The sequence below is a fragment of the Pseudomonas sp. GM_Psu_1 genome, assembly GCF_026544185.1.
Classification (GTDB): domain Bacteria; phylum Pseudomonadota; class Gammaproteobacteria; order Pseudomonadales; family Pseudomonadaceae; genus Chryseomonas; species Chryseomonas oryzihabitans.
Genome location: NZ_JALNUX010000007.1, coordinates 203,879 through 221,624, shown reverse-complemented (window position 1 = coordinate 221,624; position 17,746 = coordinate 203,879). Strand labels below are relative to the sequence as shown.

15 protein-coding genes are annotated in these 17,746 nt (G+C 65.8%); 9 read left to right on the top strand and 6 right to left on the bottom strand.

The window, feature by feature from the left end:
- Positions 1-56: 56 nt before the first annotated feature.
- Together OXS31_RS14750 and OXS31_RS14745 are read right to left on the bottom strand one after the other, a co-directional pair.
- Positions 57-2,972 carry a ribonucleoside-diphosphate reductase subunit alpha gene (locus OXS31_RS14750; RefSeq protein WP_044340963.1) on the bottom strand — a complete coding sequence of 972 codons (2,916 nt, stop codon included), beginning with the start codon at positions 2,970-2,972 and terminating at the stop codon, positions 57-59.
- Between the two features lie 608 nt (positions 2,973-3,580).
- Entirely contained in the window at positions 3,581-4,321 is a 741-nt protein-coding gene (locus OXS31_RS14745) for a 4'-phosphopantetheinyl transferase superfamily protein (RefSeq protein ID WP_267399914.1), read from the bottom strand.
- Positions 4,322-4,698: 377 nt separating this feature from the next.
- Here OXS31_RS14745 and OXS31_RS14740 point away from each other — a divergent pair, with 377 nt between their 5' ends.
- The gene (locus OXS31_RS14740; protein WP_027598064.1) at positions 4,699-6,048 is read left to right on the top strand and encodes a dicarboxylate/amino acid:cation symporter; all 1,350 of its coding nucleotides are present in this window, start codon (positions 4,699-4,701) and stop codon (positions 6,046-6,048) included.
- A 414-nt stretch (positions 6,049-6,462) separates the two neighbouring features.
- On the opposite strand, the gene OXS31_RS14735 is transcribed toward OXS31_RS14740, so the two are convergent.
- The 3 genes from OXS31_RS14735 to fabA all read right to left on the bottom strand — a co-directional run bounded on the left by OXS31_RS14735 (position 6,463) and on the right by fabA (position 9,675).
- Entirely contained in the window at positions 6,463-7,677 is a 1,215-nt protein-coding gene (locus OXS31_RS14735) for a sugar MFS transporter (RefSeq protein ID WP_027601621.1), read from the bottom strand.
- A 253-nt stretch (positions 7,678-7,930) separates the two neighbouring features.
- Complete coding sequence (fabB, locus tag OXS31_RS14730) at positions 7,931-9,148, bottom strand: beta-ketoacyl-ACP synthase I (RefSeq protein ID WP_027598063.1); 1,218 nt, start codon at positions 9,146-9,148, stop codon at positions 7,931-7,933.
- An 11-nt stretch (positions 9,149-9,159) separates the two neighbouring features.
- Positions 9,160-9,675 (bottom strand): 3-hydroxyacyl-[acyl-carrier-protein] dehydratase FabA, encoded by a 516-nt coding sequence (gene fabA / locus OXS31_RS14725; protein ID WP_007160484.1) that lies wholly within the window; start codon positions 9,673-9,675, stop codon positions 9,160-9,162.
- Between the two features lie 377 nt (positions 9,676-10,052).
- On the opposite strand from fabA, the gene OXS31_RS14720 reads away from it, so the two are divergent.
- The 6 genes from OXS31_RS14720 to OXS31_RS14695 are packed head-to-tail and all read left to right on the top strand — an operon-like array spanning position 10,053 to position 14,051.
- A complete protein-coding gene (locus tag OXS31_RS14720) occupies positions 10,053-11,075 on the top strand; it encodes an NAD(P)H-dependent glycerol-3-phosphate dehydrogenase (RefSeq protein WP_077172378.1) in 1,023 nt (340 codons plus the stop codon).
- 25 nt (positions 11,076-11,100) lie between these two features.
- The gene (locus OXS31_RS14715) at positions 11,101-11,406 is read left to right on the top strand and encodes a DUF4389 domain-containing protein (protein ID WP_169742402.1); all 306 of its coding nucleotides are present in this window, start codon (positions 11,101-11,103) and stop codon (positions 11,404-11,406) included.
- The gene (gene sixA, locus OXS31_RS14710; RefSeq protein WP_145153598.1) at positions 11,403-11,858 is read left to right on the top strand and encodes a phosphohistidine phosphatase SixA; all 456 of its coding nucleotides are present in this window, start codon (positions 11,403-11,405) and stop codon (positions 11,856-11,858) included. The genes OXS31_RS14715 and sixA overlap by 4 nt, the downstream gene beginning before the upstream one ends.
- A 20-nt stretch (positions 11,859-11,878) precedes the next feature.
- On the top strand, positions 11,879-12,322 hold the full coding sequence (locus OXS31_RS14705; protein WP_017641977.1) for a hotdog fold thioesterase: 444 nt from the start codon (positions 11,879-11,881) through the stop codon (positions 12,320-12,322).
- Between the two features lie 31 nt (positions 12,323-12,353).
- On the top strand, positions 12,354-13,235 hold the full coding sequence (locus OXS31_RS14700) for an alpha/beta hydrolase (protein WP_267399900.1): 882 nt from the start codon (positions 12,354-12,356) through the stop codon (positions 13,233-13,235).
- A gap of 6 nt (positions 13,236-13,241) precedes the next feature.
- Complete coding sequence (locus OXS31_RS14695) at positions 13,242-14,051, top strand: DUF4892 domain-containing protein (RefSeq protein ID WP_144957735.1); 810 nt, start codon at positions 13,242-13,244, stop codon at positions 14,049-14,051.
- Here the strand turns inward: OXS31_RS14695 and OXS31_RS14690 are convergent.
- Positions 14,048-15,238: a CynX/NimT family MFS transporter gene (locus tag OXS31_RS14690; RefSeq protein ID WP_241495371.1), complete on the bottom strand. Its 1,191-nt coding sequence runs from the start codon at positions 15,236-15,238 to the stop codon at positions 14,048-14,050. The genes OXS31_RS14695 and OXS31_RS14690 overlap by 4 nt on opposite strands.
- 343 nt (positions 15,239-15,581) lie before the next feature.
- Between OXS31_RS14690 and selD the strand changes: the two genes are divergently transcribed.
- Together selD and mnmH are read left to right on the top strand one after the other, a co-directional pair.
- Positions 15,582-16,616: a selenide, water dikinase SelD gene (gene selD, locus OXS31_RS14685; protein ID WP_027601626.1), complete on the top strand. Its 1,035-nt coding sequence runs from the start codon at positions 15,582-15,584 to the stop codon at positions 16,614-16,616.
- Positions 16,616-17,716: a tRNA 2-selenouridine(34) synthase MnmH gene (gene mnmH, locus OXS31_RS14680; protein WP_267399888.1), complete on the top strand. Its 1,101-nt coding sequence runs from the start codon at positions 16,616-16,618 to the stop codon at positions 17,714-17,716. The genes selD and mnmH overlap by 1 nt, the downstream gene beginning before the upstream one ends.
- Positions 17,717-17,746 lie beyond the last annotated feature (30 nt).

Below are 17,746 nucleotides of genomic sequence, written 5' to 3'. Positions count from 1 at the left end.
CTCCCAGGGGGAGAGGGGATAAAGAGCAGCCCTCTGCTAAGAGAGGGCTTGGGTACTTACTGGCAGGCTTCGCACTCGGGATCGTCGAGGCTGCAAGCCTTGGGCACCGGAGCTGGTGCCGCGGCGGGCGCCGCTTCGACCTTCTGCGCCGGGGCGGGGGCCGCGCTGGCCTGGACGCCGGTGATGGGATCGGCGCTCACGGCGTTCAGCTTGCCGGTGTTGATGGTCGACTTCTCGGTGCTGGTGGCGGCTAGGGCACGGAGGTAGTAGGTGGTCTTCAGCCCGCGGAACCAGGCCATGCGGTAGGTCACGTCGAGCTTCTTGCCCGAGGCGCCGGCGATGTACAGGTTCAGCGACTGGGCCTGGTCGATCCACTTCTGGCGACGGCTGGCGGCCTCGACGATCCACTTGGTCTCCACTTCGAAGGCGGTGGCGTACAGGTCCTTCAGATCCTGCGGGATGCGCTCGATCTGCTGCACGGAGCCGTCGTAGTACTTGAGGTCGTTGACCATCACCGAGTCCCACAGGCCGCGGGCCTTGAGGTCGCGTACCAGGTAGGGGTTGATGACGGTGAATTCGCCCGAGAGGTTCGACTTCACATAGAGGTTCTGGTAGGTCGGCTCGATCGACTGGGACACGCCGGTGATGTTGGCGATGGTCGCGGTCGGCGCGATGGCCATGATGTTGGAGTTGCGGATGCCTTTCTTGGCACGCTCGCGCAGCGGGGCCCAGTCCAGGGTCTCGGACAGGTCGACCTCGATGTACTTGGCGCCGCGCTCTTCGATCAGGCGCTTCTCGGAATCGATCGGCAGGATGCCCTGGGACCACAGCGAACCCTGGAAGCTGGAGTAGCTGCCACGCTCTTCGGCCAGGTCACAGGAGGCCTGGATGGCGTAGTAGCTGATCACTTCCATGGAGGTGTCGGCGAACTGCACGGCGGCATCCGAACCGTAGGCGATGTGCTGCAGGTACAGCGCATCCTGGAAGCCCATGATGCCCATGCCGACCGGACGGTGCTTGAGGTTGGAGTTCTCCGCCTGGGGCACCGAGTAGTAGTTGATGTCGATGACGTTGTCGAGCATGCGCACGGCGGTCTTAACGGTGCGGGCGACCTTGGCGGTGTCCAGCTTGCCGTCGACGATGTGGTTCACCAGGTTCACCGAACCCAGGTTGCACACGGCGATCTCGTCCTTGTTGGTGTTCAGGGTGATCTCGGTGCAGAGGTTGGAGCTGTGCACCACGCCCACGTGCTGCTGCGGGCTGCGCAGGTTGCACGGATCCTTGAAGGTCAGCCACGGGTGGCCGGTCTCGAACAGCATGGACAGCATCTTGCGCCAGAGGTCCTTGGCCTTGATGGTCTTGTGCAGCTTGAGCTTGCCGTACTCGGTCAGGGCTTCGTAGTACTCGTAGCGCTCTTCGAAGGCCTTGCCGTAGAGGTCGTGCAGATCGGGCACGTCGGCGGGGGAGAACAGGGTCCAGTTACCGTCCTCGAAGACGCGCTTCATGAACAGGTCGGGGATCCAGTTGGCGGTGTTCATGTCGTGGGTACGACGACGGTCATCACCGGTGTTCTTGCGCAGCTCGAGGAATTCCTCGATGTCCAGGTGCCAGGTTTCCAGGTAGGCGCAGACCGCGCCCTTGCGCTTGCCGCCCTGGTTGACCGCCACGGCGGTGTCGTTGACCACCTTGAGGAAGGGCACGACGCCCTGGCTCTTGCCGTTGGTGCCCTTGATGTAGGAGCCCAGGGCGCGCACCGGGGTCCAGTCGTTGCCCAGGCCGCCGGCGAACTTCGACAGCATGGCGTTATCGTGGATGGCGCCATAGATGCCGGACAGGTCGTCGGGCACGGTGGTCAGGTAGCAGCTGGACAGCTGCGGACGCAGGGTGCCGGCGTTGAACAGCGTCGGGGTGGACGCCATGTAGTCGAAGCTGGCCAGCAGGTTGTAGAACTCGATGGCGCGGGCTTCCTTGTCCTTCTCCATGTGTGCAAGACCCATGGCCACGCGCATGAAGAACAGCTGCGGCAGCTCGAAGCGGGTGCCGTGGCTGTGCAGGAAGTAACGGTCGTACAGGGTCTGCAGGCCGAGGTAGGTGAATTGCTGGTCGCGCTCGTGATCGATGGCGGCGCCCAGCTTGGCCAGGTCGAAGGTAGCCAGTTTCGGGTCCAGCAGCTCCAGCTCCACGCCCTTGGCGACGTAGGCGGGCAGGGCCTTGGCGTAGAGGTCGGCCATCTCGTGGTGGGTGGCGGACTCGGCGACGCCGAGGAAGCTCAGGCCTTCGGCGCGCAGGCTGTCCAGCAGCAGGCGGGCGGTGACGTAGGAGTAGTTGGGCTCGCGCTCAACCAGGGTACGGGCGGTCATCACCAGGGCGGTGTTGACGTCCTTCTCGGCCACGCCGTCGTACAGGTTCTTCAGGGTTTCCTTCTGGATCAGCTCGCCGTTCACCTCTTCGAGGCCTTCGCAGGCTTCGCTGATGATGGTGTTCAGGCGGCCCATGTCCAGCGGCTGGGTGGTGCCGTCGGCCTTGGTCACGCGGATGCTCGGGTGCGGCTCGGCGATGTCGCTGGCGGCGCCCTGCTTGCGCTCCTGGCTGCGGGCTTCACGGTAGATCACGTAGCTGCGGGCGACCTTCTGCTCGCCAGCGCGCATCAGGGCCAGTTCGACCTGGTCCTGGATCTCTTCGATGTGGATGGTGCCACCGGAGGGCATGCGGCGCTTGAAGGTGCTGCTGACCTGGTCGGTGAGCTGCTTGACGGTGGTGTGGATGCGCGAGGAGGCCGCGGCGGTACCGCCTTCCACGGCGAGGAAAGCCTTGCTGATGGCCACGGTGATCTTGTCGTCGGTGTAGGGGACGACGGTACCGTTGCGCTTGATGACGCGCAGTTGCCCGGGGGCGGTGGCGCCCAGGTCCTGGCTGGCATCTTGCGCCGGGCGGCCCTGCTGGGCTTGCTCGCGGGTCAGGTCGGTGTGCATGCGGAACTCCCTTGATCGGAAAGAGGGGATCGTCGGCGCGCCGGCGATCCGGAAGAGTGTCGGCCCGTGGGCCTGCGCGACGACTGCCTGTCGCGCCATTACCAATGAAGATTCCAACGAAAAGCCGTACCAGCGCCGATTCCCGCAGGAGCCGGCGTTCGGGGTCAGGGACCCTGGAAATTCATAATTCGGGCGACAGGATAAGCCCTCCTCGTTAGGGAAGACAGTCTTGACAGAGGGGTGTTTCGCCGTCCCAGGCCATGCCGACGAACTGCTATATATGGTGGTGCGGGGGTGCAAGGGCCACTAGATGTCGCGTTTGTCACGTTTCCGGCTGTGGATAAGACGTGGATAAGCTGTTCGGGACTGGGGGGTATCCTGGGGGCGGTGCCCAGCCAGTGCGCGTGAAGGCTAGGATCAGAGCGAAGTGGTCAAATAACGTACAACGTGACTGGGCGGGTGAGACAAAAGCGTCACGGGATATACCGGTTCGCTATGAGCATTTTCTCCACCATAAGAAAACGTTCGATAGCCGCTGCGACGTTCTGCCCCGGCCAGCGTTTGTGCACCCGATCGACCGGACGACCCTTTCTCTATATAGGAGAGCCTCAGCGACGGGGCGCGATCAGCGTGAGCAACCGCCGTTCTTCGTCCAGGCGGTAGTGACCGCGCAGTGAGGTCCCGGCGGACCAGCGCGGCGACAACTCGATCAGCAGCCGAATATCGAAGGTCCCGCCGGGATCGATGACAAGGATCTCGGCATCCTGGAAGAAGAACATCTGCCCGACCTGGGGATGCAGCGCCTTGAACAGACTCTCCTTGGCGGAAAACGCCAAGGTGATGGCAAAGGCCTGCTGCTCTTCATCCAGCGCCTGCACGCTTTCCCGTTCGGCCGGGGTGAGGATCTGGTCGGCCAGACGCATGGCCTTGGCCGGTTCGAGCAGGGTTTCCACATCCAGGCCGAGACCCAGGTAGTCCCGGGCGCTGCCTACCGCCGCGGCTGCCCAGCCGTGACTGTGGGTGATGGCGCCGACCCAGCCGGCGGGCCAGGCGGGGCCACGGTCTTCGCGGCGATGACCGGGTACCGCCGGAGAGCCACTGAGCTGCCGCAGGGCCTCGCGGGCGCAGAGACGCCCGGCCAGGTATTCGGCCTGGCGCTTGGCCACGGCGCGACGGATGTTGTCCGGCGGCAGGGCGCCCAGGCGCAGGGCGTCGCGCTCGAAGCTCAGCTGGGCGGGATCGAAGCGGCAATGCAGCAGGGCCAGGGCGTCGAATTCCTCCGCCAGCGGCGGCAGCGGCGCGGGCGCTGTGCAGCAGCCGGGCAGGTCGGTAGGGGGCAGGGCGGGCATCTCGGCCGGATACTCCTCGAAGGCGGCAACGGATCAGGGCAGGCGCCGCTGGAAAGGCGCGCAAAGGATAGCCGACTACCGACGGCGACTGGCGGAAAACCGCCTCGCGCGGTGGGGGATTTCCGCCCCTTTTCGTCGGGTGGCGGGGTTCCGCCCACCGCTGACAACTAGACTTTCGACTGAAAGGTGCATGAAAGCTGGCCCTTTGATTGCGCACCAAGAAGTGGAACGGCGATTGCTTATATCCAGCCAGATACTGGTGTCACCGTCGCGCGGCCGCCAGGTCCACAACAAAAAGCTCTCAGGATGAGAGAGCCAACTTCAGTCAGGTGCCCACTCAGACAGGACGTCAGGTAGTGGCCACAAGGGAAAGAGCCATGACAGCAACCGTCGACACAACAACAACTACCACAGCTCCCGCGCCCAAGCGTCCCGTCAAGCAGCCGCTCTACAAGAGTCTCTATTTCCAGGTGATCGTGGCGATCGTCCTGGGTGTGCTGCTCGGCCACTTCTATCCCCAGACCGGCGCTGCCATGAAGCCGCTGGGTGACGGTTTCATCAAGCTGATCAAGATGGTCATCGCGCCCATCATCTTCTGCACCGTGGTGACCGGTATCGCCGGCATGCAGAACATGAAGGCCGTGGGCAAGACCGGCGGCATGGCGCTGCTGTACTTCGAGATCTTCTCCACCATCGCGCTGCTGATCGGCCTGATCGTGGTCAACGTCGTCCAGCCGGGCGCCGGCATGAACGTCGACGTCAGCACCCTGGACACCAAGGGCATCGCTGCCTACGCCGCGGCTGGCGAGAAGCAGAGCACCATCGACTTCCTGATGAACATCATCCCGTCGACGGTCGTCAACGCCTTCGCCACCGGTGAGATCCTGCAGGTCCTGTTCTTCGCCGTGCTGTTCGGCTATGCCCTGCATCGCCTGGGCGAGACCGGTCAACTGGTGTTCAACTTCATCGACCGCATCTCCCACGTCTTCTTCAACATCATCAACGTCATCATGAAGCTCGCCCCCATCGGCGCCTTCGGTGCCATGGCGTTCACCATCGGCAAATACGGCGTCGGCACCCTGGTGCAGCTGGGCTACCTGATGGCCTGCTTCTACATCACCTGCCTGCTGTTCGTGCTGGTGGTGCTGGGTGCCGTGGCGCGCATGCACGGCTTCAGCATCCTCAAGTTCATCAAGTACATCCGTGAAGAACTGCTGATCGTGCTGGGTACCTCGTCCTCCGAGTCCGCCCTGCCGCGCATGCTGACCAAGATGCAGAAGCTGGGCGCCGAGAAGTCGGTGGTCGGCCTGGTGATCCCCACCGGCTACTCCTTCAACCTCGACGGCACCTCCATCTACCTGACCATGGCTGCGGTGTTCATCGCCCAGGCCACCAACACCCAGATGGACATCACCCACCAGATCACCCTGCTGCTGGTGCTGCTGATATCCTCCAAGGGCGCTGCAGGCGTCACCGGTAGCGGCTTCATCGTACTGGCCGCCACCCTGTCCGCCGTCGGTCACGTACCGGTCGCCGGCCTGGCGCTGATCCTGGGTATCGACCGCTTCATGTCCGAAGCCCGCGCCCTGACCAACCTGGTCGGCAACGGCGTGGCCTCCATCGTGGTCGCCAAGTGGTGCGGCCAGCTGGACGAGCAGACCCTGAAGACCGAACTCGCTCGCGGCCCGAACGCCGTCGAAGTCGAGGAAGCTCGCCAGCCTGCCTGAGCCTGACGCGAGGGCCGCTCCTGGAGCGGTCCCTGCGGTAACGACAAGACGCCCGTATCGAAAGATACGGGCGTTTTCTTTTGCCTGGGATCTGGCCGGAGCAGGGTGGCCGCGCCGCGTCAGGCCGTAAGGCCAGGCCCTTCGATTGGCAGGTATGGGAGAGCCCTCCAAGCCGGCTTGGCTACGCCGAGAGCGAAGGGCAAGACGGGGCCCTTCAGACGGCCCCTGCCGATGCTGCATGGCGGGAGGTGCGGTGATGGCGCAGGATGGGTCAGATCGCGCGTGCAGGGTCGTACAGCCCGCTATCTGGCAGGTGTGCAGGTCAGTCGATCAGGCGGGAGATAAGGAGGGAGGAGAGCGGAGGGGTAGCAGAAGGGACGAAGCGCTGGCAGGCCGCCAGCGCTTCGGGGTGGATCAGCGACGCAGGGTGGGGCGATAGCCCATTACGCCGTAGAACAGGATGTAGAGGTAGCAGACCAGCGGGATCAGGAAGGAGGGCAGCAGGCCGATGGTGTCGGCGAAGTAGCCCTGGATGGCCGGCACCAGTGCGCCACCGACGATACCCATGCACAGCAGGCCCGAACCCTTGGAGGTGAACTTGCCCAGGCCCTTGAGTGCCAGGGAGAAGATGGTCGGGAACATGATGGAGTTGAAGAAGCCGATGGCCAGCAGCGCCCACATGGCGACCTTGCCACCCTGCAGCACGGCCACGGCCAGCAGCACGCCAATGGCGATGGCGTTGAAGGTCAGCACCAGGTTCGGCCGCACCTTGGTCATGATCACGCCGCCGATGAAGCGACCGACCATGGCGCCACCCCAGTACAGGGACAGGTACTTGGCGGCGGTGGCGGCGTTCAGGCCGGCCACGTCCGGGCTTTCCATCAGGCTTACCAGGTAGCTGCCGATGGACACTTCCGCACCCACGTACATGAAGATGCCGACCACGCCGAGCAGCAGGTGGCGATAGGCCCAGACGCTGTTGGCGGTCAGGGCGTTCTCGTCGGTGGCGTTGTCCTGCTCGGTGTCCTTGATCTGCGGCAGGCGGAAGAGGCCGATGATCACCGCCAGGGCGACCAGCATGCCGGCCAGGATCAGGTAGGGCAGCTGTACCGAATGGGCGGCGGAGTCTTCACCGACCAGCGCCAGGATGGTCACTGCGCCCACCAGCGGGCCGACGGTGGTACCCAGGGAGTTGAAGGCCTGGGTCAGGTTGAGGCGCGAGGCCGCGGTTTCCGGCTTGCCGAGGATGGTGACGTAGGGGTTCGCCGCCACCTGCAGCACGGTGATACCGGCCGCCAGCACGAACAGGGCAGTCAGGAAGAAGCCGTAGGAGTGGGCTCCGGCGGCCGGGTAGAACAGTACGCAACCGACGCCGGCGGTGAGCAGGCCGACGATGATGCCCTTCTTGTAGCCCAGGCTTTCCACCAGGCGACCGGCCGGGAAGGAGACGATGAAGTAGGCGGTGAAGAAGCAGAACTGGATCAGCGAGGCCTGCAGATAGCTGAGGGTGAAGACCGCCTTGAGGTGGGGGATCAGGATGTCGTTCAGCGAGGTGATCAGACCCCACATGAAGAACAGCATGGTGAGGACGATCAAGGGTCCGCGGTAGCTCTGGTTTTGATTGTGCATTGGGGCTCCATGGGTACAACAGTTTCTTGTTTCTGCCCGCTAGTTCGGACAGCGCTGTCTATGGCGGCTGCGCAGGTACAGCGAAGCGGCGCGAGATTAAGCTATTCGTGCTGCTGAATCCATTCTTCCTGGAGGTTCGCAGGCGAAGTGCCGGCGCCTTCGACCGCGGGGCCCGTGACCGGTTCAGCAGGGCAGGGAGCAGAAATGAAAAACGGCGCCAGAGGCGCCGTTTGGGTCACACAAGCGAGGGCTATCAGCCCTGCCAGCGCTTGAGTACCAGGGTGGCGTTGGTGCCGCCGAAACCGAAGCTGTTGCTCATGATGAGATCCAGCTTGGCGTTTTCCTTGGTCTCGCGCAGGATCGGCAGGTCGGCGACTTCCGGATCCAGTTCGTCGATGTTGGCCGAACCGGCGATGAAGTTGCCTTCCATCATCAGCATGCAGTAGATGGCCTCGTGCACACCGGCAGCGCCCAGGGAGTGACCCGACAGGCTCTTGGTGGAGCTGATGGCCGGAGCCTTGTCGCCGAACACGGCGCGCACGCCCTTGATCTCGGCCACGTCGCCCACCGGGGTGGAGGTGCCGTGGGTGTTCAGGTAGTCGATCTCACCGTCGACGGTGGACAGCGCCTGCTGCATGCAGCGGATGGCGCCTTCGCCGCTCGGGGCGACCATGTCGTAGCCATCGGAGGTCGCGCCGTAGCCGACGATCTCGGCGTAGATCTTGGCGCCGCGGGCCAGGGCGTGTTCGAGCTCCTCGACCACCACCATGCCGCCGCCGCCAGCGATGACGAAGCCGTCACGCTTGCTGTCGTAGGCACGGGAAGCCTTTTCCGGCGTCTCGTTGTAGTCGCTGGAGAGCGCGCCCATGGCATCGAACAGCATGCTCTGGGTCCAGTGCTCTTCCTCACCGCCACCGGCGAAGACCACGTCCTGCTTGCCGAGCTGGATCTGCTCCATGGCCAGGCCGATGCAGTGGGCGCTGGTGGCGCAGGCCGAGGCTACGGAGTAGTTCAGGCCCTTGATCTTGAAGGGGGTGGCCAGGCAGGCGGAGACCGTGCTGCTCATGGTCCGGGTCACGCGGTAGGGACCGACGCGCTTGACGCCCTTCTCGCGCAGGATGTCCAGGGCTTCCATCTGGTTGAAGGTGGAAGCGCCACCGGAACCGGCGATCAGGCCGGTACGGGGGTTGGAGACCTGCTCTTCGGACAGACCGGAGTCCTTGATCGCCTGCTCCATCGCCAGATAGGCGTAGGCGGCGGCATCGCCGACGAAGCGCTTGACCTTGCGGTCGATCAATTCTTCGAGGTTCAGGTCGATGGAACCGGAAACCTGGCTGCGCAGACCCATCTCGGCATATTCCGGATTGTGACGGATGCCGGCACGACCCGCGCGCAGGTTGGCGGAAACGGTGTCTTTATCATTGCCCAGGCACGAAACGATACCCAGACCGGTAATGACGACGCGACGCATGCGAAAAGCCCTTAGAAGCTATCGGTGGAAGTGAACAGGCCGACGCGCAGACCTTCGGCGGAGTAGATCTCGCGGCCGTCCACGCTAACGGTGCCATCGGCGATGGCCAGAATCAGCGACCTGTTGATGGTGCGTTTGATATGGATATTGTAGGTGACCTTCTTGGCAGTCGGCAGTACCTGGCCGAAGAACTTCACTTCACCAGAGCCCAGGGCGCGACCGCGACCCGGATTGCCCTGCCAGCCAAGGTAGAAACCGACCAGCTGCCACATGGCATCCAGGCCCAGGCAGCCCGGCATCACCGGGTCACCTTCGAAATGGCAACCGAAGAACCAGAGGTCGGGACGGATATCGAGTTCCGCCACCAGTTCGCCCTTGCCGTATTTCCCGCCTACCTCACTGATATGCGTGATCCGATCGATCATCAGCATGTTCGGTGCGGGCAATTGGGCATTGCCCGGACCGAAGAGCTCGCCACGGCTGCAGCGCAGCAAGTCTTCGTAGGTAAAGGCGTGTTGTTTGGTCATGCAAGCTCCTGTAGCTGGCCTAGGTCCAGGCTCTGGCGACTCCGAAGGTCGCTCTGGGTATGGCTTCGTGTAGCAGTAGACTGCCGGGGCATCGGGAAAGTCACAGGCCAGCGCCCCGCTCGTTAACGGACCATTGTGCACTTTTCGCAGTCAATTCTCCATCCTGGGCGCCCGCTCGGGGTCGCGCGCGCCCTGGGGCGACGCGGCGGGCAGTACCGGGAAAGGGGTGTTTGCCCACCCTAGATAAGTATTCCTCGGGCGTTTTCAATACCGTTCGGCCGATACGCGGCAGACCATGAACGGGCCCTGAGGCCGGCGCGCGGCTACCGTATACTGAGCGACGAGGCCGCGCGATCGCGGTGAAGCCGAGAGTTTCGATGACAGTCCAATCCCCCATCGCCGTCCTGGGCGGCGGCAGCTTCGGTACCGCCCTGGCCAATCTGGTCGCCGAGAACGGGCTGCCGGTGCGCCTGTGGATGCGCGATCCGCACCAGGCCGAGACCATCCGCCGCGAGCGCGAGAATCCGCGCTATCTGAAGGGTATCAAGGTGCACGCCGCGGTCGAGGCTACCAGTGACCTGCAGGGCGCCATCCAGGGCTGCGAGCTGATCCTGGTGGCCCTGCCGTCGAGCGCGCTGCGCCAGGCCCTGGCACCCATCGCCCAGCAGCTGGAAGGGCGTTTCCTCGTCAGCACCACCAAGGGCATCGAAGCGCATTCCTTCATGCTGATGAGCGAGATCCTCGCGGAAATCGTGCCGCGGGCGCGCATCGGCATCATCTCCGGGCCCAACCTCGCTCGCGAGATCGCCGAGCACCAACTCACCGCCACGGTGGTGGCGAGCGAGGACGAAGCCGTGTGCCGGCGGGTCCAGGCGGCGCTGCACGGCCGCACCTTCCGCGTCTATGCCAGTGCCGACCGTCTCGGCGTGGAGCTGGCCGGCGCCCTGAAGAACGTCTACGCCATCATCGCCGGCATGGCCGCGGCCCTGGCGATGGGCGAGAACACCCGCAGCATGCTGATCACCCGGGCCCTGGCCGAGATGACCCGCTTCGCCGTGCAGCGCGGCGCCAATCCCATCACCTACCTGGGCCTGGCCGGGGTAGGGGACCTGATCGTGACCTGCTCGTCGGAGAAGAGCCGCAACTACCGGGTCGGCCATGCCCTGGGGCGAGGATTGACCCTGGACGAGGCGGTGGCGCAGATCGGCGAGACCGCGGAAGGCGTCAATACCCTGCGCGTGCTCAAGGAAAAAGCGGACGAGCTGGGCGTCTACATGCCCCTGGTCAACGGCCTCTATGCGATCCTGTTCGAGGGCCGCAGCCTGGGGCAGGTGATCGAGGCCCTGATGGGCGGCGAGCCCAAGACCGATGTGGATGTGGCGGACGCCCCCTTCAATTGAGCCGCTACACTGTCTGAAAAGAGGAATTCCCATGTCCCAACCCGAACATTCCCGCGAGCTGCTAGGCCTGCGCCTGATCTGGATGCTGCTGTTCCTGTTCGTCTGGCTGGGTGCGCAGTACGTGCTGGCGGTAGTGGTGCTGGTGCAACTGGTGGTGCGCCTGATCAAGGGCGAAGCCAATCCCGGTCTGACCGCCTTTGGCGCGGCCCTGGGCAGCTATCTGGCGCAGATCGTCCGCTTCGGCACCTTCGCCAGCGAAGTGAAGCCCTGGCCCTTCGCCGACTGGCCGGCCACCGAGCAACCCGACGACCGTTCCGCCACCGCGCCATGAAGCTCTGGCTGCTGCGGCATGGCGAAGCCGAGGCGCGGGCGCCCAGTGACGAGCTGCGCGAGCTGACCGCGACCGGTCGCGCCGAGGTGTTGCGCAGCGCCCTGCAGCTCAAGGATGCGCAGCTGCAGCTCATCCTCGCCAGTCCCTATGTGCGCGCGCAGCAGACGGCGGCCCTGGTGCAACAGCAGCTGGGCTGGCCAGGCGAGTTGCGCAGCGTTTCCTGGGCCACGCCCGACGGCGAGCCGGAACGCGCCCTGGCGGAACTGGCGCGACTGGAGGTGGAGGAGCTGCTGCTGGTGACTCACAATCCCTTCGTCGGTGAACTGGCCGGCTGGTTGCTGCACGGTCATCGGCAGGCGCCGGTGGCCATGGGTACCGCGTCCCTGCTGTGCCTGGAGGCGCCGCTGCCCCTGGCCGGCGGTTTCGATCTGGTCAGTCGCTTCCATGGCTGACGTCCTTGCAAGGAAAGTACATGAGCATCTGGCAGACCCTTCCGGATCCTGAGGACCTCGGGCGTGCGCTCGAGAACACCCTGGCCGAACACCTGGACATGCGGATTGAGGCCTGGGACGACAGCAGCCTGACCGCCAGCATGGTGGTCGACCGCCGCACCCACCAGCCCATGGGGTTGCTGCATGGCGGCGCTTCGGTGGCCCTGGCGGAAACCGTGGGCTCGATCGCCAGCATGCTCTGCGTGGATCGCTCGCGCTTCTATTGCGTGGGTCAGGAAATCAATGCCAACCACCTGCGGGGCGTGCGCTCCGGGCGGGTGACGGCGGTGGCGCGTCCCCTGCACCTGGGGCGCAGCAGCCATGTCTGGGACATCCGCCTGAGCGATGAAGAGGGGCGCCTGACCTGTGTCTCACGGCTCACGGTAGCCGTGGTGCCCTTGCAGCGGGATGCCTCCCCGGCATGAAGCGCGCACTGGCACCCGCGGAGTGGAAATCATGACCGCCCAGGTGCAGGAATTGCGGCTGGAATTGCCCCATATCGAGTTGAGCGCCCGGACCTTCGGTCCGGAAGATGGCTATCCGGTGCTGGCGCTGCATGGCTGGCTGGACAATGCCATGACCTTCGCCCAGCTCGCGCCACGGCTGCACGGCCTGCGCATCGTCGCTCTGGACCTGCCGGGTCATGGTCTGTCGGCCCATCGTCCCGCAGGCGTTGGGTATGCGATTCAGGACTATGGGCTGGATGTGCTCGCGGCCGCGCGGCAACTGGGCTGGGATCGCTTCGGTCTGCTTGGCCATTCGATGGGCGCCATCGTCGGCGTCATCGCGGCCGCGGCCCTGCCGGAGCAGATCGAGCGCCTGGCGCTGATCGATGGCCTGCTGCCCTATACAACGCCGGCAGAGGAGATCGCCGAGAAACTCGGCAAGGCGCTACTGGCGGAGCTGGAGCTGCCCAACCGGCGCAAGCCGGTCTACGCCACGGTGGAAGACGCCGTGGCGGCGCGGCTGAAGGGGTCGCTGACGGTCAGTCGGGAAGCCGCCGAGCTGCTCGCCGAGCGTGGCTTGATGGCGGTACCCGGTGGCTACACCTGGCGTTCTGATCCCCACCTGAGGCTGCCCAGTCGAATGAGGTTCACCCCGGAGCAGGCCGAAGCCTGTCTGCGCGCGGTGCGCTGCCCCACAGCCCTGGTGGTGGCCGCGGGTGGCCTGGTGGCGCCCCATGCCGAGGCCATGCGCCTGGCGCGAGAACAGCCGAACTTCAGCCTTCACGAATTGCCGGGCGGGCACCATCTGCATCTGGACGATGCAGCAGGCGCCCAGGCCGTCGCAGATTGTTTCAATGCCTTCTTTGCCGCCGGCACCGGGCACGACGAATAATGCGGCATGCCTAGCCGTCTGTTCTGCCCGCGCTCCCGCTCCCTGCGACGCCTCCTGCTGATCGGCCTGCTGCTGTCCGTTGGGACGACGCAGGCGGAGGTGCTGCCGGAGATCGCACCCATGGACCATGCCCAATTGGTGCGCGAAAGCGCACCGGCCAGCGCCGAACGCCTCTATCCGCTGGGACCGGTCAGTCGCATCGGCGGTCGCCTGCGCCTGGAGGATTCGCTGCAGGTGGAGGGCCAGCTCCAGACCCAGACCTTCGAGCTGGCCAGCGGCCATCCGCCGCTGGCGCGGCTGGACAGCGAGCGGCAGCGCCTGCAGCAGCAGGGCGCGACGCTGCTCTACTGGTGCGAAGGGCGTGATTGCGGCGCCAGCAACGTCATCGCCAACAGCCTGCTGGGCGAGGCCATGCTCTATGGACCGGACGATCAGCAGGGGCTGCTGGTGCTGCAACTGGCGGAGCCGCAGACGGTGCTGACGCTCTATGGCATCACCCGCGGCAATCGTCGCGGCTACCTGCATGCCGAGCGGCTGCAGGCAGGCCAGCCCCTCCCTGAACTGTTGCCGAGCGCCGCCACCCTGCTCAAGGAGTTGCAGCGCGACGGTCAGCTGCTCCTGCCCGCCCTTGAGCAGGCCCCGGAGCAACCCTGGATCGCCCGGCTGGCGGCGGGCCTGGCGCTCAATGGCGATGTGGCGGTGACCCTGGGCGGCGACCAGGCAGACGCCTGGCAGCGTGCCCTGCGCGAAGCGGGTATCCGCGCGCCGCGGCTGCAGACCGAGGCCAGTCGAGCCGCCGGACTCTATCGCCGCTAGACGTCGTTGACGTAGCGGGTCCGCCCCGCACCTAGGCCGAACAACGTGGCCAGCACGGCGATCAGGGTGAAGAGCACGCCCATGGGGGCCCAGCCGTGGGTAGCGTCGTGGATGATGCCCACCAGCAGCGGACCGAGCGAGGCCAGGCTGTAGCCCGCGCCCTGGGCCATGCCCGACAGCCGTCCGGCGGTTTCCGCATCCCGCGAGCGCAGCACCAGCAGGGCGAGCGCCAGGCTGAAGGTCCCGCCCTGGCCCAGGCCGAGTATCACCGCCCACAGCCAGAGACTGCCGACCGGGGCGTAAAGGCAGCCCAGCAGGCCGGCGAGGGTCAGACTCATCACCACCACGATGGCCAGGCGCTGGTCCTGGCCCCGCGTCGCCAGCCAGGGGGCGGTGAGAGCGCTGACCAGCTGGGTCATCACCGAGCCCGACAGCATCAGGCCGGCCTGCACCATGCCCAGGCCGCGATCCATCAGCAGGGTGGGCAGCCAGCCGAAGACGATATAGGCCAGCGACGACTGCAGGCCCATGTACAGGGTGATCTGCCAGGCCAGCCGATTGCGCCACAGCGAACCGCCAGCCCCGCGGCGCGGTGCGATGGTGGGTGGCTGGCGCAATTGCGGCAGCCAGACCAGCAGGGCCACCACGGCGACCAGGGCCCAGGTGGCGAGGGCCGGTTGCCAGCGGCCGTCGAAGGCCTCGGCGAGCGGCGCGGTGGCCCCGGCGGCCACGGCGGCGCCTATGCACAGCATCATGGTGTAGAGCCCCATCAGCTGGCCGGCCTGGGCGGGGAAATCGCGCTTGACCAGGGCCGGCAACAGGACGCCGAGGATACCGATGCAGGCGCCGGCGATCAGGCTGCCGACAAACAGCCCAAGGGGTGGCAGCAGGCTGCGCAGGACGATGCCAGCGGCCAGCAATGCCAGGATGGCGCCGAGCGTGCGTTCGCTGCCCCAGCGGCGGGCCAGGCGCGGAGCCAGGGGCGCGAACAGCCCCAGGCAGAGCACCGGCAGGGTGGTGAGCAGACCGATGGCGCTGCTGGAAAGACCCGTGCTGGCCTCGATCTGCCGCAACAGGGGCGCCAGGCTGGAGAGCGCCGGGCGCAGGTTGAGGGCGATGAGCATGAGGCTGGCGAGCAGCAGGCCGCGTTGCCAGGGGGTAAGGGGGGAGGAGGCTGGAGAAGACATGAGTACGGCTATGACCGGGGGAACTGGCAATGCTAGCGCACCCTGGCCATAACGCACGGCGCTTCCGTTCGCTACCCTTCAACGGGAAAAAATAGTTGGCGGACCGGCTAAAAAATCGCCAGTTCGTCCATCGCCGCACCGCCGCTCGCTTGTCCGGGGTCGGTTGGAGGTTTTCCACGAGGTTATCCACAGCAACTGTGGATTACCGCCAGAAAACAGCCCTTTTGCTTTGGCTGGCGATCTGTTAGGCGCGGTCGGTGCCCGCCGGCTGACGGGCATTTGCTACTATTACGCCCCTTCGCGCTGGCTGTCGAACCAGCGCCACCGCTGAACCGGAGTAACGATGACCGATCCCATTCGCCTCACCCAATACAGCCACGGCGCCGGTTGTGGTTGCAAGATCGCCCCCAAGACCCTGGAGACCATCCTGGCCGGCAGCGGCGCCCAGCACCTGGATCCGCGGCTGTGGGTGGGCAACGCCTCGCGCGACGATGCGGCGGTCTATGGCCTGGACGAAGAACGCGGCGTGGTCTCCACCACCGATTTCTTCATGCCCATCGTCGATGATCCCTTCGATTTCGGGCGCATCGCCGCCACCAATGCCATCAGCGACATCTACGCCATGGGCGGCGATCCCCTGCTGGCCATCGCCATCCTCGGCTGGCCGGTCAACGTGCTGCCGCCGGAAGTGGCGCGCGAGGTCATCGCTGGCGGTCGCCGCGTGTGCGACGAAGCCGGCATTCCCCTGGCCGGCGGTCATTCCATCGACGCCCCCGAGCCGATCTTCGGCCTGGCCGTCACCGGGATCGTGGAAAAGCGCCATCTCAAGCGCAACGACACCGCGACCCTGGGCAGCCGCCTTTATCTGACCAAGCCGCTGGGCATCGGCATCCTCACCACCGCCGAGAAGCGGGCCTTGCTGCGCCCCGAGGATCGCCATCTGGCGCGTGACACCATGTGCCAGCTCAATCGTCCCGGCAGCCGTTTCGGCCGCCTGGCCGGCGTCACGGCGATGACCGACGTCACCGGCTTCGGGTTGCTCGGCCACCTGGTGGAGATGGCCGACGGCAGTGGCCTCACCGCCGAACTCGACTTCGCCGCCATTCCCCGCCTGGAAGGCGTGGATTTCTATCTGCAGCAGGGCTGCGTGCCTGGCGGGACCGAGCGCAACTTCGACAGCTACGGCAGCCGTATCGCCCCGCTGGACGAAGGCCGCCGCCAGCTGCTGTGCGACCCCCAGACCAGTGGCGGCCTGCTGGTGGCCGTGGCACCCGAGGGCGAGGCGGAATTTCTCGCCGTGGCGGCGGAGCTGGGCCTGGCCCTGCAACCCATAGGGCAGCTGGTGAGCCGGCGCGCCCATGCGGTCGAGGTGGCCTGATGAGCCAGCGTGAGGATGCCCGCGACCTGCGGGCGCTGTTCCTGAGCGATGTCCCCCTGGTCGATGTCCGCGCCCCCGTGGAATTTGCCAAGGGCGCCTTTCCCCAGGCCACCAACCTGCCGCTGATGAATGACCTGGAGCGCCAGCGCGTCGGCACCCGCTACAAGCAGCAGGGTCAGCAGGCGGCGCTGCAACTGGGTCACCAGCTGGTGTCCGGGGCGGTGAAGGAGGCGCGCATCCAGGCCTGGGCCGACTTCGCCCGGGCCCATCCGGAGGGCTACCTCTATTGCTTCCGCGGTGGCTTGCGCTCCCAGATCAGCCAGGAATGGCTGCGCAGCGAAGCCGGCATCGCCTATCCACGGGTGGTGGGTGGCTACAAGGCCATGCGTACCTTTCTCATCGATACGCTGCAGCAGGCCCTGGCCGAGTGCGGCTTCGTGGTGGTCGGTGGCATGACCGGCACCGGCAAGACCGAGGTGGTGGCCCAGCTCGACAACGCCGTCGACCTCGAAGGCCATGCCAATCACCGCGGCTCCAGCTTCGGCAAGCGGGCCACGCCCCAGCCGGGCCAGATCGATTTCGAGAACAGCCTGGCCATCGACCTGCTGCGCCGCCGTCATGGGGGGCAGGCGCAATTCGTGCTGGAAGACGAATCGCGCCTGGTCGGTCGCTGCTCCCTGCCGCTGGAATTGCACCAGGGCATGCAGCAGTACCCGCTGGTCTGGCTGGAAGACAGCCGGGAAAACCGTATCGAGCGCATCCTGCGCGACTACGTCATCGACCTGGCGGCGGAATTCGTGGCCCTGTACGGCCCCGAACAGGGCTTCGGCCTGTTCGCCGAGCAGCTGCGCAAGAGTCTCTCCGGCATCGCCAAGCGCCTGGGGGGCGAACGCTTCCAGCGCCTGTCGGCCATTCTCGAGGACGCCCTCGCCGAGCAGGAGCGCTCGGGTGACGTCGCGGCGCATCGCGGCTGGATCGAGGGCCTGCTGGCGGAATACTACGATCCCATGTACGCCTATCAGCGCGAGAGCAAGGCGTCCCGGGTGATCTTCAGCGGTGACCAGGCCGCAGTGGTCGAGTTTCTGCGCAACCGGCGCTGAACAGCGCTTGGGGTTGGCGGTCTACGCTGC